The organism is Pseudomonas sp. M47T1 (assembly GCF_000263855.1).
Lineage (GTDB): Bacteria > Pseudomonadota > Gammaproteobacteria > Pseudomonadales > Pseudomonadaceae > Aquipseudomonas.
The window spans coordinates 282109-295749 of the sequence record NZ_AJWX01000004.1 but is presented as its reverse complement, the minus strand read 5'-3'; the positions used below and the strand labels follow the sequence as shown (position 1 = coordinate 295749).

Annotated in this window: 14 protein-coding genes; 8 read left to right on the top strand and 6 right to left on the bottom strand. The window is 63.3% G+C overall.

The annotated features are described in order from the left end of the window. The first annotated feature begins 33 nt into the window (after window positions 1-33). From trpB to PMM47T1_RS07095, 4 genes are all read left to right on the top strand, one after another. Window positions 34-1257: a tryptophan synthase subunit beta gene (gene trpB, locus PMM47T1_RS07110; RefSeq protein WP_008367164.1), complete on the top strand. Its 1224-nt coding sequence runs from the start codon at window positions 34-36 to the stop codon at window positions 1255-1257. After that, window positions 1254-2066: a tryptophan synthase subunit alpha gene (gene trpA / locus PMM47T1_RS07105; protein ID WP_008367163.1), complete on the top strand. Its 813-nt coding sequence runs from the start codon at window positions 1254-1256 to the stop codon at window positions 2064-2066. The genes trpB and trpA overlap by 4 nt, the downstream gene beginning before the upstream one ends. A gap of 126 nt (window positions 2067-2192) precedes the next feature. Then, window positions 2193-2624, top strand: coding sequence for a hypothetical protein (locus tag PMM47T1_RS07100; protein ID WP_008367161.1), 432 nt, complete (start codon window positions 2193-2195; stop codon window positions 2622-2624). Window positions 2625-2658: 34 nt separating this feature from the next. Beyond that, window positions 2659-3108: an anti-virulence regulator CigR family protein gene (locus PMM47T1_RS07095; protein ID WP_008367159.1), complete on the top strand. Its 450-nt coding sequence runs from the start codon at window positions 2659-2661 to the stop codon at window positions 3106-3108. Between the two features lie 99 nt (window positions 3109-3207). Here the strand turns inward: PMM47T1_RS07095 and PMM47T1_RS07090 are convergent, their stop codons facing one another. Beyond that, the gene (locus tag PMM47T1_RS07090) at window positions 3208-3540 is read right to left on the bottom strand and encodes a DOPA 4,5-dioxygenase family protein (RefSeq protein WP_008367157.1); all 333 of its coding nucleotides are present in this window, start codon (window positions 3538-3540) and stop codon (window positions 3208-3210) included. A gap of 228 nt (window positions 3541-3768) precedes the next feature. Continuing rightward, window positions 3769-4677, bottom strand: a complete 909-nt coding sequence (locus PMM47T1_RS07085; RefSeq protein ID WP_008367156.1) for a choline sulfate utilization transcriptional regulator — start codon at window positions 4675-4677, stop codon at window positions 3769-3771. A gap of 115 nt (window positions 4678-4792) precedes the next feature. Here PMM47T1_RS07085 and betC point away from each other — a divergent pair, with 115 nt between their 5' ends. From betC to PMM47T1_RS07070, 3 genes are all read left to right on the top strand, one after another. Then, window positions 4793-6313 (top strand): choline-sulfatase, encoded by a 1521-nt coding sequence (gene betC / locus PMM47T1_RS07080; protein WP_008367155.1) that lies wholly within the window; start codon window positions 4793-4795, stop codon window positions 6311-6313. Between the two features lie 18 nt (window positions 6314-6331). Then, window positions 6332-7252 carry a choline ABC transporter substrate-binding protein gene (gene choX, locus PMM47T1_RS07075; protein WP_043300814.1) on the top strand — a complete coding sequence of 307 codons (921 nt, stop codon included), beginning with the start codon at window positions 6332-6334 and terminating at the stop codon, window positions 7250-7252. Window positions 7253-7391: 139 nt separating this feature from the next. Then, the gene (locus tag PMM47T1_RS07070) at window positions 7392-8960 is read left to right on the top strand and encodes a SulP family inorganic anion transporter (protein WP_008367153.1); all 1569 of its coding nucleotides are present in this window, start codon (window positions 7392-7394) and stop codon (window positions 8958-8960) included. Here the strand turns inward: PMM47T1_RS07070 and aroE are convergent, their stop codons facing one another. Together aroE and hemF are read right to left on the bottom strand one after the other, a co-directional pair. Then, window positions 8961-9785, bottom strand: a complete 825-nt coding sequence (aroE, locus tag PMM47T1_RS07065; protein WP_008367150.1) for a shikimate dehydrogenase — start codon at window positions 9783-9785, stop codon at window positions 8961-8963. Window positions 9786-9839: 54 nt separating this feature from the next. Next, window positions 9840-10754 (bottom strand): oxygen-dependent coproporphyrinogen oxidase, encoded by a 915-nt coding sequence (hemF, locus tag PMM47T1_RS07060; protein WP_008367148.1) that lies wholly within the window; start codon window positions 10752-10754, stop codon window positions 9840-9842. A 166-nt stretch (window positions 10755-10920) separates the two neighbouring features. Between hemF and PMM47T1_RS07055 the strand changes: the two genes are divergently transcribed. Next, complete coding sequence (locus PMM47T1_RS07055; RefSeq protein WP_008367146.1) at window positions 10921-11895, top strand: NADPH:quinone reductase; 975 nt, start codon at window positions 10921-10923, stop codon at window positions 11893-11895. Window positions 11896-11908: 13 nt separating this feature from the next. On the opposite strand, the gene PMM47T1_RS07050 is transcribed toward PMM47T1_RS07055, so the two are convergent. Continuing rightward, window positions 11909-12463: an L-threonylcarbamoyladenylate synthase gene (locus PMM47T1_RS07050; RefSeq protein ID WP_008367144.1), complete on the bottom strand. Its 555-nt coding sequence runs from the start codon at window positions 12461-12463 to the stop codon at window positions 11909-11911. Between the two features lie 36 nt (window positions 12464-12499). After that, window positions 12500-13594, bottom strand: a complete 1095-nt coding sequence (gene dprA / locus PMM47T1_RS07045; RefSeq protein ID WP_008367143.1) for a DNA-processing protein DprA — start codon at window positions 13592-13594, stop codon at window positions 12500-12502. Window positions 13595-13641 lie beyond the last annotated feature (47 nt).

The window sequence follows — 13641 nt, the reverse complement described above, 5'->3', positions numbered from 1 at the left end:
AGCTGGCCCATTCATTTTCACCTGGAGCGACCCATGACCCAGACTACCCTGCGCACCGGCCCCGACGCCAACGGCCTGTTTGGCGCCTTCGGCGGCCGCTACGTGGCTGAAACCCTGATGCCGCTGGTGCTCGACCTGGCCCGCGAATACGAAGCCGCCAAGGCCGACCCTGAATTCCTCGAACAGCTGGCCTATTTCCAGCGCGACTACATCGGCCGCCCGAACCCGCTGTACTTCGCCGAGCGCCTGACCGAACATTGCGGTGGCGCCAAAATCTACTTCAAGCGCGAAGAGCTGAACCACACCGGCGCGCATAAAGTGAACAACTGCATCGGCCAGGTGCTGCTGGCCAAGCGCATGGGCAAGAAGCGCCTGATCGCCGAAACCGGCGCCGGCATGCACGGCGTGGCCACGGCCACCGTGGCGGCGCGCTTCGGCCTGCCCTGCGTGATCTACATGGGCGCCACCGACATCGAGCGCCAGCAGGCCAACGTATTCCGCATGCGCCTGCTGGGCGCCGAAATCGTCCCGGTCACCGCCGGCACCGGCACCCTGAAAGACGCCATGAACGAAGCGCTGCGCGATTGGGTCACCAATGTCGACGACACCTTCTACCTCATCGGCACCGTCGCCGGCCCGCACCCGTACCCGGCCATGGTCCGCGACTTCCAGTCCATCATCGGCAAGGAAACCCGCGAGCAGCTGCACGCCAAGGAAGGGCGCCTACCCGACAGCCTGGTTGCCTGCGTGGGCGGTGGTTCCAACGCCATGGGCCTGTTCCACCCGTTCCTGGACGACACCAGCGTCGAGATCATCGGCGTTGAAGCCGGGGGCCATGGCGTGGACACCGACAAGCACGCAGCCAGCCTCAATGGCGGCGTACCTGGCGTGCTGCACGGCAACCGCACCTACCTGCTGCAGGATGCCGACGGCCAGATCACCGACGCCCACTCGATTTCCGCCGGCCTGGACTACCCCGGCATCGGCCCGGAACACGCCTGGTTGCATGAGATCAAGCGCGTGAACTACGTCAGCATCACCGACGAAGAAGCCCTGGCCGCGTTCCACACCACCTGCCGCCTGGAAGGCATCATCCCGGCACTGGAGACCGCCCACGCCCTGGCGGAAGCCATTAAGCGCGCGCCTACCCTGCCAAAAGATCACCTGATGGTCGTCTGCCTCTCCGGCCGTGGCGACAAAGACATGCAAACCGTGATGAGCCACATGGCCGCCACCGAGCAGGAGAAACTGGCATGAGCCGTCTCGAACAACGTTTCGCCGACCTGAAAGCCGAAGGCCGCGCCGCCCTGGTGACCTTCGTCACCGCTGGCGACCCCGGCTACGATGCCTCGCTGGCCATCCTCAAAGGCCTGCCGGCCGCCGGCGCCGATGTAATTGAACTGGGCATGCCCTTCACCGACCCCATGGCCGACGGCGTAGCCATCCAGCTGGCCACCCTGCGAGCCCTGGACGCTGGCCAGACACTGGCGAAAACCCTGCAGATGGTGCGCGAGTTCCGTGTGGAGAACACCACCACGCCTATCGTGTTGATGGGTTACTACAACCCCATCCACCGCTTTGGCGTCGAAGCCTTCGTGGCCCAGGCCCATGAAGCAGGTGTGGACGGCCTGATCATCGTTGACCTGCCGCCCGAGCACGATGCCGAACTGGCCACCCCAGCCCAGGCCGCCGGCATCGACTTCATCCGCCTGACCACGCCCACCACCGACGACGCCCGCCTGCCGCGCGTGCTGGCGCGCAGCTCCGGCTTCGTCTACTACGTGTCGGTGGCCGGTGTGACCGGTGCCGGCTCTGCTACCACCGAGGCCGTCAGCCGCGCCATCGAGCGCCTGCGCCGCCATACCAGCCTGCCGATCAGCGTCGGTTTCGGTATCCGCACACCCGAGCAGGCCGCCGCGATCGCTCGCCTGGCCGACGGCGTTGTGGTGGGTTCGGCTCTGGTGGACAAGATTGCCCAGGCCACCTCGCCAGACCAAGCAGTGGGTGATGTGCTGGAGCTGTGTTCGGCCTTGGCCCAGGGCGTACGTAAGGCTCGTGTAAGCTGAAGGTAAATATCTTGTTACAAAGGAATTAGTCGCTGATTTTGTTGACTAATTTCACAAGACCAGAGGGAACCTGATCGATAAGATCCGGTTCCCTTTTTTGTTGTTTGAGCAGTGAGGATTCGCTCGATGAAACTCTCCAAACCATTGATTGCCGGCCTGGGCCTCATGCTGGTGGGCATGACTTCCTTGGCTCATGCAGACCAATGGGGCCCAGGTGGCCCGGATGACCACGGTCACTATGATCATCGCGATGACCACCATGACGACCACCGTCATGACCACGGTGGCCCACCACCGCGTGATTTCGGCCCAATTCGCCAGCACGCCTTCGAGCATCGCGGTTACTTCGGCCGTGCCGAGCGCCTGCCGCCAGGTGTATTCGTGGTGCAGGGCCGCCCGTTGGCGCCAGGCTTCGGCCGCCCGCTGGGCCCGCGTGAATTGGAACAACTGCCTTACTACCCCGGCTACCAATGGATCGCCTACGGCCCGGATATCGTGCTGATCCAGGACGGTACCGGCGTGGTTTACCAAGTACTGCAAGGCGTGCTGGCTTACTGATTTCCCTTTTGACACACCACCGCGAGGAACGCGTATGAAACTGCCAAAATCGATGATCGCAGGCCTGGGTGTTCTCCTGGTTGGCGTTACCCCATTGCTGCAAGCAGCGCCTGGCCCGGATGACCAGCATCAGGGCGGCGAGCAGCACCAGCAGCAAGGCGACCAGCGCGGCGATCAACATGGCGCGCCGCAACAGCAGCACGCTGGCGGTGGCAACCGTCCGCCACAGGACTTCGGCCCTGTGCGCCAGACCATCCAGCAGCACCGCGACACCTTCGGCCACGGTAGCCCGCTGCCACCAAACGTGCACGTGGTCAAAGGCCGCCCACTGCCCCACGGCTACGGCAAGCGCCTGGACAGCCGCGCCCTGTCGCAGCTGCCACGCTACCCTGGCTACGAATGGCGCCGCCTGGGCACTGACGTGGTGCTGATCTCGGTCGGCACCGGCGTGGTGTACGAGATTCTCGATGGTGTGTTGAACTGATAGACCGCTGACGCGGCCTGGCGGCCGCTGCTACAGCATTGCTGTAGCATCAGCTGCAATTGCACTTGGGGGAGCGGGCTGTGCCCGCTCCCCCATTGTTCAGGCGCCGAACACCGATAGCTTCAACGGCCGCACGGCCCCCATCCAGATCGCGTGATCCCGGTGATCTGCCAGCTCATCCCCGCTCAGCGGATGCATGAACACCACCAGCCCCCGCCGGTTCATCGCCAGCCACGGCAACACCTGCACCACCTCTTCAGCACCGCACGCCAATTGGCAACTCCACTCGGTGTGCGGCCCCACCAGCTTCTCATGCACCCGGCCCATTACCACGGGCAGCACCCGCGCGGCGTCTTCGCAGAGCGCTCGCGCCTGGTCGACGGTTGAGGCGTCGAAGTAGATGTGGGCGTGGTAGCCCTGGATTGGTTGCACGGGATGGCTCCTGATTGCCTTGATGTTGCAGGTTATCACGCGGTGGCGATGAACATTCAGCAGCGGCTTGGGCCACATTTTCATGTCTCGGTCCCTGAACTTGGCCACACCACAGCCGACCTTGAGTCGACCGGTGCCGTAGGATTAATTCCAAGTCCCGAGCATATGAAACGTTTTCGTACGCGTAAGTAGTCCCACTTCCGATAACGGCGTAGGACGATTCCCGTTCTACACGGGCACCTGCTCAGCCATCAACCATTCCACAAACCGCCCAATCATCTCCCCCCGTCGTTTACGCTGCGGCACCACCACGTAATACCCCAATGCCGAACTGGCCGTCTCGGCGATCGGCCGGCACAGCAACCCCTGCTCGATCAACGCATCCACCAGGTGCCGCCAACCGATGGCCACGCCCTGGCCGGCAATGGCGGCCTGGATCAGCAGGGTGTAGTTGTCGAACCGCAACTGGCCGGGGGCCGGCGCGCAGGGGATATGCAACTGGCGGAACAGCCCGGCCCAGTTGAACCAGTGACTGGTGCTTTCCCCGCGCAGGTGCAGCAACGGCAGGTCCAGCAATGCCTGGGGCGACAAGGGCAGGGCGCGGCCTTCCAGCAGTCGTGGGCTGCATACCGGGAAGACTTCCTCGGCGAACAGCCAATGGCTGTCACCCTGCTTGAAACGACCATCGCCAAACAGCACCGCCACGTCGATATCGGCGCGCAGCATGGCGTGGCTACGTTCGCTGGTCACCAGGCTCACATCTACATGCGGGTAGGCCTGGTGGAAGCGGTGCAGGCGCGGCATCAGCCAGTACGCGGCGAAGGCGAAGTCGGTGGCCACCTGCAGCACTTCGTGTTGCGGCTGGGTGGTGATGGCGGCCACGCCCTGGTCGATGGCGTCGAACCCCGCCTGCACGGCTTCGAACAGGGTGCGCCCGGCGTCGGTCAGCTCAATGCCGCGGTAAATGCGGTCGAACAGGCGCGTGGCCAGTTGCTCTTCCAGGCGCTTGATCTGCTGGCTGACCGCAGGCTGGGTGGTGCCCAGTTCGGCGGCGGCCACGGTGAAGCTGCGGTGACGGGCGGCGCATTCGAAGGCGCGCAGCAGGTCGAGTGAGAGGTCGGCGAGGCTTTCAAACATTAGCTGTGCTTATCCTAGGCATTGCCTGACATGGGCTTTACCGCATTTCAGTGCGGTCGCATTCTGGGTAACGAGCACTTTCGCATAATTCAACACTATGGAATGCCGCCCACCCATGAAGCGCAAGAACATTCTTTTCATCATGGCCGATCAGATGGCCGCGCCTCTGTTGCCTTTCTACGCCGCACAATCAGAGATCAAATTGCCTAACCTGAGCCGGTTGGCAGAAACGGGGGTGGTGTTCGATGCCGCCTACTGCAACAGCCCGCTGTGCGCGCCGTCACGCTTTACCTTGGTCAGCGGCCAGTTGCCGAGCAAGATCGGCGCCTACGACAACGCTGCCGATTTCCCTGCCGATGTGCCCACCTATGCGCACTACCTTCGCCGCCTGGGCTACCGCACGGCACTGTCGGGGAAGATGCATTTCTGTGGCCCGGACCAACTGCACGGTTACGAAGAGCGCCTGACCAGCGATATCTACCCGGCGGACTATGGCTGGGCGGTTAACTGGGACGAGCCGGCCGTGCGCCCAAGCTGGTACCACAACATGTCATCGGTGCTGCAGGCCGGCCCGTGCGTGCGCACCAATCAGCTGGATTTCGATGAAGAGGTGGTGTTCAAGGCCCAGCAGTATCTGTTCGACCATGTGCGCGAAAGTGGCGATCAGCCGTTTTGCCTGACTGTCTCCATGACGCACCCGCACGACCCGTACACCATCCCCAAGCGCTTCTGGGACCTGTACCGCGACGAAGATATCCCGCTGCCAACCAATGTGCCGGCCCAGAACGAGTTGGACCCGCACTCACAACGCCTACTCAAGGTTTACGACCTGTGGGACAAGCCGCTGCCTGTGGGTAAGATCCGCGATGCCCGCCGCGCGTACTTCGGTGCGTGCAGCTACATCGACAGCAATGTCGGCAAGCTGCTGGAAACCCTGGAGGAAACCGGCCTGGCCGAGGACACCATCATCGTCTTCTCCGGTGACCACGGTGACATGCTTGGCGAACGCGGCCTCTGGTACAAGATGCACTGGTTCGAGATGTCGGCACGAGTGCCACTGTTGGTGTGTGCACCGGGGCAGTTCCAGGCCGGGCGGGTAAGCGCTGCGGTATCCACTGTGGACTTGCTGCCGACCTTGGTGGAAATGGCGGGCGGCGAGGTGGACCCGCTGTTGCCACTGGACGGCCGCTCGTTGCTTGGCCATCTGCAAGGGCAGGGCGGTCACGACGAGGTGTTCGGCGAGTACATGGCCGAAGGCACCGTGGGGCCGCTGATGATGATTCGCCGTGGCGACTTCAAATTTATCTACAGCGAGGATGACCCTTGCCTACTCTACGACGTACGCCACGACCCGCAGGAACGTGAGGATCTGAGCCCGTCACCCGAACACCAGGCGCTGTTCACCACACTGCTGGCCGAGGCGCGGGCCAAATGGGACGTGCCGGCGATACGCCAACAGGTGCTGGCCAGCCAGCGTCGTCGCCGCCTGGTGGCCCAGGCCTTGAGCCTGGGCAAGCTGAAGAGCTGGGATCACCAGCCGCTGGTAGACGCCAGTCAGCAATACATGCGCAACCATATCGACCTGGACGATCTGGAGCGCAAGGCCCGTTATCCACAACCCTGCCAAGATCAATAAATCACAAGGGGAAGTCCGATGAAGTTATCCACAATGGCGATGTCCGCGTTGCTGGCCGTTGCCAGCTTGCCGGTGCTGGCCGACGAGCAAGCCTGCGCCACGGTGCAGATGGCCGACCCGGGCTGGAGTGATATCGCGTCCACCAACGCCATCACCGGCCTATTGCTCAGTGGCATGGGGTATACGGCGAAGGTCGATAGCCTGGCCGTGCCCATTGCTTATGGCGGTATGAAAGACGGCAAGGTGGATGTCTTCCTCGGTAACTGGATGCCTGCGCAGCAGGGCTTCTATGACAAGTTCGTGGCCACCGGCGATGTGACGCAATACGCCAAGAACCTGGACGGCACCGAATTCACCCTGGCCGTACCGGACTACGTATGGGATGCCGGTGTGCACAGCTTCAGCGACCTGAACACATACGCCGACAAGTTTGCCGGCAAGATCTACGGCATCGGTTCGGGCGCACCGGCCAACCTGTCGATTCAGGAGATCATCAAGAAGAATGAGTTCGACCTGGGCAAGTGGAAGCTGGTGGAGTCCAGCGAACAGGCGATGCTTTCGGAAGTGCGCCGGGCTGTGGATAAAAAACGCTTCGTGGTGTTCCTGGGCTGGACCCCGCACCCCATGAACGTGGAGATCAAAATGCACTACCTCACTGGCGGCGAGGCTTATTTTGGCTCCAGCGGCAGCGTCTATACCCTGACGCGCAAAGGTTATGCGCAGGCCTGCCCCAACGTTGGCAAGCTGCTGAGCAACCTGACCTTTACCCAGGACATGGAGAACAGCATCATGGCTGAAGTGGTCAAGACCAAGGCCAGCTACCCGGACGCGGCCAAGGCCTGGATCAAGGCCAACCCGGCAGTGCTGGACAAGTGGCTGGACGGGGTGAAGACCGTGGATGGCCAGGATGCCTTGCCTGCCGTAAAAGCCAAACTCTGACACTGGAATCAATCCCATGTGTGGGAGCGGGCTCTGCCCGCGAAAAGGGCGCCGCGATACACCTGAAGCCACGCGGTGAAACCTTCGCGGGTAGAACCCGCTCCCACAAAAGCAGATTTGAATAAGACGTAGAGACCCCATGCGCGGTACCCAACTGGCAAAACTAATGCCCTTCCTTGCCTGGCTCCCACGCCAGACCCGCGCCAGCGTCAGCCGTGACGTGGTGGTGGGCCTGAGCGGCGCCATTCTGGCGCTGCCGCAATCCATTGCCTACGCACTGATCGCCGGCCTGCCGCCCGAATACGGCCTGTACGCGGCCATCATTCCAGTGCTGATCGCCTGCCTGTGGGGCTCTTCGTGGCACCTGATCTGCGGGCCCACGGCGGCCATTTCCATTGTGCTGTATGCCAGTGTCAGCCCGCTGGCGTTGCCCGCCAGCGCGGACTACGTCACGCTTATCCTGCTACTGACCTTCCTGGCCGGAATTTTCCAGTGGCTGCTGGGCATGCTGCGCTTCGGCGCGCTGGTTAACTTCGTCTCCCATTCGGTGGTGCTGGGCTTCACACTTGGCGCCGCCATCGTCATTGCCATCGGCCAATTGCCCAGCCTGCTGGGCATCACCCTGAGCAGCCAGGCCACCGCATTGGCTAGCCTGACCAACCTGTTCCAGCACCTGACCGAACTGGACCGGCCCTCGCTGCTGCTGGGGTTGTTCACCCTGGTATTGGGGCTGTTGCTCAAGGCACTGGTGCCGCGCTGGCCCACCTTGCTCATCGCCCTGGTCAGCGGCAGCCTGTTGGCGTGGCTGTGGCCGGCCATGTTTGGCCACGTGCAGCGGGTCAGTGCTTTTGTCGGCCAGTTGCCGCCCTTCAGCCCGCTGCCCAGCGACCCGGCCCTGGTATTGCGCCTGCTGCCGAGCGCGGTGGCAGTGGGCATGCTGGGATTGGTCACCAGCCTATCCATTGCACGCTCGATCGCTACACGTTCGCAGCAATTGCTTGATGCCAACCAGGAAGTGCGTGCCCAGGGCCTGTCCAATATTGTGGGGGCGTTCTTTTCCGGTTCACTGTCGGCAGGGTCTTTCACCCGTTCGGGCTTGAGCTACGACGCTGGCGCCTGCTCGCCGCTGGCTGGTGTGTTCTCGGCGTTATGGGTGGCGCTGTTTGCCGTGACGGGCGCACAGTTGATCGCGCAAATCCCGATCCCGGCCATGGCCGGCAGCATCCTGCTGATCAGTTGGGGCCTGATCGACCATCGTGGCATTCGCGCGCTTTACAGGGTCAGCCGTCCCGAGTTCGTGGTGATGGCGCTCACCTGCCTGGCCACCTTGCTGCTGGAATTGCAGACGGCTATCTATGCCGGGGTGTTGGCGTCGCTGTTCTTTTACCTCAAGCGCACCTCGCAACCGCGGGTGCAGCAATGGCGCGACGGCGATGAGGAAATATTCCGGGTAGGCGGCTCGATTTTCTTCGGCGCCAGCCATTACCTGCAAGTGCGACTGCAACGCGCCCAGGGCCTGCGCGTGGTGATCGACGCCCAGCAGATCAACTTCATCGACTATTCAGGTGTGGAAATGCTGCACCAGGAAGCCCGGCGGCTGCGTGCCCAGGCTCGTAGCCTCACGCTGCGCCACGCCCGGGCCCAGGTGATCGAGGAGTTGCACAAGTTGGAAGGGGCAGCGCACTGCCCGATCCAGTTCGAGCATTAGTTAACCGGCAGCCATTTCCTGGCGCAGGGAGTGCAGCACGGCCTTGGAGTCCGGCGTAACACCGCGCCAGTAGGTGAAGGCCTCGGCGGCTTGTTCCACCAGCATGCCGAAGCCGTCCAGCGCCTGCGCCGCGCCGTGGTCGGCAGCCCAACGGCAGAACGGCGTGGGCTCCTTGCCGTACATCATGTCGTAGCACACCGTGACGCCCGGCTGGATTAGGCTGCTCTTGATGGGTGGCAAATCGCCCGCCAGGCTCGCAGAGGTGGCGTTGATGATGATATCCACAGGCTCTTCCAGCCAGTCGAAACCACTGGCGGCCACTGGGCCCAGGCTGGCGAATATCTGCGCCAGCAATTCGGCCTTGTCCACGGTGCGATTGGCGATCACCAGCGATACCGGTTGCTGTTCCAGCAGCGACTCGACCACCCCGCGCACGGCGCCACCGGCGCCCAGCAGCAGGATGCGCTTGCCCTTCAGGGTAACGCCGGCGTTGTTGGTCAGGTCGCGCACCAAGCCGATGCCGTCGGTGTTGTCACCGCGCAAGGTGCCATCGGGCAGGCGGGTCAGCATGTTGACCGCGCCGGCGCGCTCGGCACGTGGGGTCAATACGCTGCACAGGCGAAACGCGTCTTCCTTGAACGGCAGCGTCACATTGGCGCCCAGGCCTTCCTGAAAGAACTCGCGAGCGTTGCCGGCAAAATCGTCCAGCGGCGCCAGCCGCGCGCCATATTCCATGCTCTGGCCAGTCTGGGCGGCAAACAGACGATGAATGGCGGGCGACTTGCTGTGGCCAATCGGATTACCGAAGACGACGTAACGGTCCATACGGGCGGTTCCTAATCAAGGGCTGGCAGTAAAAGGGTTATCCACAGCGGACCATCAGGCCTGGCCAAGCCAGTCGCGGTCGGTCAGGAAATACTCGGTCAGGCGTGCTTCTTCGCTGCCCGGCACGGCCTTCCAATCGTAGCCCCAGCGCACCTGGGGGGGCAGCGACATCAGGATCGACTCGGTGCGACCGCCTGATTGCAGGCCGAACAGGGTGCCACGGTCATACACCAGGTTGAACTCGACGTAACGGCCACGGCGGAATTCCTGGAAATCGCGCTGTTGCTGGGTATAGGCCATGGCCTTGCGGCGCTGGACGATTGGCAGGTACGCCTCGATAAAGGCATCGCCAATGGCGCGCATGAAGGCAAAGCTGGTGTCGAAGTCCCACTCGTTCAGGTCATCGAAGAACAGGCCGCCGACGCCACGCGGCTCGTTGCGGTGCTTGATGTGGAAGTAGCGGTCGCACCAGGCCTTGTAGCGCGGGTACACGTCTTCACCGAACGGCGCGCAGGCGCGTTCGGCCACACGGTGCCAGTGAATGCAGTCGTCTTCGTTGGCGTAGTAGGGCGTCAGGTCAAAACCGCCGCCAAACCACCACACCGCTTCCTCACCTTCCTTCTCGGCGATGAAGAACCGTACGTTGGCGTGGGACGTCGGCACGTGCGGGTTGTGCGGGTGAATCACCAGCGACACGCCCAGGGCCTCGAAGCCTCGGCCAGCCAGCTCGGGCCGGTGGGCACTGGCCGAAGGCGGCAGGCCGCTGCCGAAGACGTGGGAGAAATTGACCCCGCCTTTCTCGATCACCGTGCCGTTCTCGATCACCCGGGTACGGCCGCCACCGCCTGCGGCGCGGGTCCAGGCGTCCTCGACAAAACGGGCGCTGCCGTCTTCAGTTTCAAGGGCGCTGCAGATGCGCTCTTGCAGGTCGAGCAGGTAGGCTTTTACGGCTTCGGTGCGGGTAGTCATGACATCACCTGGGAACGGGCAAAGGCCGGGCAGCGCTGGGGATGGCCGCCGCCCGAAAGCAAATTCGGCGCGTAGCATAGCATCGGTGGCCCGCTTTGAGCGGTTGACGGCGCTCGGACAAAAGCGTCCGATAGGGACTTTCCATGCCTGGTTAAGGAGATTGCAGATGGCCAAACGTATCCAGTTCAGCGTTAACGGTGGTCCGGAAGTCCTCGAATTCGTCGACTTCCAGCCAGCAGAGCCGGGCCCCCAGGAAGTACGGGTGCGCAACAAGGCCATCGGCCTGAACTACATCGATACCTACTACCGCAGCGGTCTCTACCCGGCACCGTCTCTCCCATCGGGCCAGGGCACCGAAGGTGCGGGCGTGGTGGAAGCGGTGGGCCGCGAGGTGACCTCGGTGAAGGTGGGCGACCGCGTGGCCTATGCCGGTGGTCCGCTGGGTGCCTACAGCGAAGTGCACACCTTGCCGGCTACCGTGCTGGTCAAGCTGCCCGATGCCATCAGCTTCGAGCAGGCGGCAGCGGTGATGCTCAAGGGCTTGACGGTGCAGTACCTGTTTCGCCAGACCTATGAGCTCAAGCGCGACGAGACCATCCTGTTTCATGCCGCGGCTGGCGGTGTGGGCTCGCTGGCCTGCCAATGGGCCAAGGCCATTGGCGCAAAACTGATCGGTACCGTCAGCTCGCCGGAAAAAGCGGCTCGGGCAAAGGAACTCGGGGCGTGGGAAACCATTGATTACAGCCATGAAGACGTAGTCAAGCGCGTGTTTGAGCTGACCGGCGGCAAGAAATGCCAAGTGGTGTACGACGGCGTGGGCAAGGACACGTGGGAAACCTCGCTCGACTGCGTGGAACCCCGTGGCCTGGTGGTGAGCTTCGGCAACGCGTCCGGCGCCGTCAGCGGCGTCAACCTGGGGGTACTGGCCTCCAAAGGCTCGCTGTACGTCACCCGCCCAACCCTGGGTACCTATGCCACGGCCGGCACGCTTCAGGCCATGGCTGACGAGCTGTTCTCGATGATCACCAGCGGCAAGCTGGAGGTGGAGATCAGCCAGCGCTACCCGTTGGCTGAAGCGGCGAAGGCACAAACCGAGCTGTCGGCGCGGCGCACCATGGGGTCGACTATCCTGTTGCCGTAACAGCGGCTACAGGTCAGGGCCGGATGATGTCGCCGGTGACCAGGTCGCGGATCACGCTCGGGCTCTTGCGGCCGCCCAAGGGGCCATTGAGTACCACGTCCACCTCGCCACGGAAGTACTGCTCGATGCGCAGGCGATTCATGGCCGGGGGCCGCCCCGCCGGGTTGGCAGACGTGGACACCAGTGGCCCTACCAGCGAGCACAACTCGCGCACCAGCGGGTGATCACTGACCCGCACGGCCACGCTGGCGTGCTTGCCAGTGATCCACTCGGGCAGCAGGCCCTGGTGCGGTACCAGCCAGGTATTAGGGCCCGGCCAGGTGCTGGCCATGCGATCCATCCAGACTTCCGGGAAATCGTCGAACAGAAAGTCGAACTGGCGAATATTGTCGGCCACCAGAATCAGGCCTTTTTCCACAGGACGCGCCTTGATCGCCAGCAGCCGATATACGGCCTCGGCATCCCAAGGGTTGCACCCCAGGCCCCAAACCGCCTCGGTTGGGTAGGCAATCACCGCGCCTGCTTTCACATCACGCGCGGCTTGTTGCACACGCCAACTGCTCACCATTGCTGTTACTCCGCTTGAATGCTGCGAGCAGTGTACTTAGCTAATTCGTGCAAACCAACGCCCGGCCTCGTTCACCACGCGCCCCTCCAGCTCCAACTCGGTCAGCGCCTCCAGCACGCGCGGCAGCGGCCAGGCGCTGGACCGCACCAGGGCTTCACTGCTTTGCGGCGCGGCGTGCAACAGCGCCAGCAACGGATGGCCCGGCTGCGGGCAGTACGCGGCAGTTCGTTGCCAACCGCGCAACGGTTCAAGAATGTGCTCCACGGTTTCCACCAGCTGCGCGCCATCTCGGATCAACTGATGACAGCCCTTGGCACCCGGGTGGTGAATGGAGCCGGGAATGGCATATACCTCGCGGCCCTGCTCGGCAGCCAGGCGTGCGGTAATCAGCGAACCGCTGGCCACGCTGGCTTCCACCACCAGCACGCCCAGCGACATTGCGCTGATGATGCGGTTGCGGCGCGGGAAGTTGCTGGCGACAGGCGGAGAGTCCAGCGGGAACTCGGAAACCACCGCACTGCCCGAGGCTGCCATCTGTGCGGCGAGCGCCTTGTGTCGCTGTGGATAAAGTTTTTCGATGCCTGTGCCCAACACCCCAATTGTCTGCCCGCCAACATCCAGCGCGGCCTGATGGGCTGCCCCGTCGATACCGGCGGCAAGGCCGCTGGTGATGACGAAACCGGCCTTGGCCAGGCTGCGGGAAAAGGCTGCGGCGGTGTCCAGCCCCGGACGCGAGGCGCGACGACTGCCAACAATTGCCAGTTGGGGTTTCTCCAGGATAGTGGGGTCGCCCGCGATGAACAGCAGGGGTGGCGCAGCGCTGGTTTCGGCCAACAAGGCGGGGTAGCCAGGGTCGTCCCACATCAGCAAATGCTGGCCAGGATGCTCTAGCCAGCGCATTGCAGCCTGGGCACCGAGTTTCACCGGGTCACTGTCGCGCGCGTCGCAGGCCGCTGCCGAGAGGCCTGCCTGGCGCCAGACCGAGCGTGGCGCACGCAGGGCCTCGGCTGCCGAACCGCAGGTTTCGATCAACTGATGAAAGGCTTTGGGACCGGTATCGGGCAGGCGATGAAGGCGCAGGCGCGCCTCCACTTCGTCCAGCGAAAAAGCTGCGTGATTGAAGAGCGGCATCTGATCGTCCTTGATTCAGGCCCCGGCACGGCAGTGGGTAAAAGCTG

Bases quoted from the DNA above. Each gene is read 5' to 3' on its own strand.
- PMM47T1_RS07070 (WP_008367153.1), top strand. From the start codon at position 7,392: ATGCGCGGTACCCAACTGGCAAAACTAATGCCCTTCCTTGCCTGGCTC.
- trpA (WP_008367163.1), top strand. From the start codon at position 1,254: ATGAGCCGTCTCGAACAACGTTTCGCCGACCTGAAAGCCGAAGGCCGC.
- PMM47T1_RS07100 (WP_008367161.1), top strand. From the start codon at position 2,193: ATGAAACTCTCCAAACCATTGATTGCCGGCCTGGGCCTCATGCTGGTG.
- hemF (WP_008367148.1), bottom strand. From the start codon at position 10,754: ATGACTACCCGCACCGAAGCCGTAAAAGCCTACCTGCTCGACCTGCAA.
- aroE (WP_008367150.1), bottom strand. From the start codon at position 9,785: ATGGACCGTTACGTCGTCTTCGGTAATCCGATTGGCCACAGCAAGTCG.
- PMM47T1_RS07055 (WP_008367146.1), top strand. From the start codon at position 10,921: ATGGCCAAACGTATCCAGTTCAGCGTTAACGGTGGTCCGGAAGTCCTC.
- trpB (WP_008367164.1), top strand. From the start codon at position 34: ATGACCCAGACTACCCTGCGCACCGGCCCCGACGCCAACGGCCTGTTT.
- PMM47T1_RS07050 (WP_008367144.1), bottom strand. From the start codon at position 12,463: ATGGTGAGCAGTTGGCGTGTGCAACAAGCCGCGCGTGATGTGAAAGCA.
- PMM47T1_RS07095 (WP_008367159.1), top strand. From the start codon at position 2,659: ATGAAACTGCCAAAATCGATGATCGCAGGCCTGGGTGTTCTCCTGGTT.
- choX (WP_043300814.1), top strand. From the start codon at position 6,332: ATGAAGTTATCCACAATGGCGATGTCCGCGTTGCTGGCCGTTGCCAGC.
- dprA (WP_008367143.1), bottom strand. From the start codon at position 13,594: ATGCCGCTCTTCAATCACGCAGCTTTTTCGCTGGACGAAGTGGAGGCG.
- betC (WP_008367155.1), top strand. From the start codon at position 4,793: ATGAAGCGCAAGAACATTCTTTTCATCATGGCCGATCAGATGGCCGCG.
- PMM47T1_RS07085 (WP_008367156.1), bottom strand. From the start codon at position 4,677: ATGTTTGAAAGCCTCGCCGACCTCTCACTCGACCTGCTGCGCGCCTTC.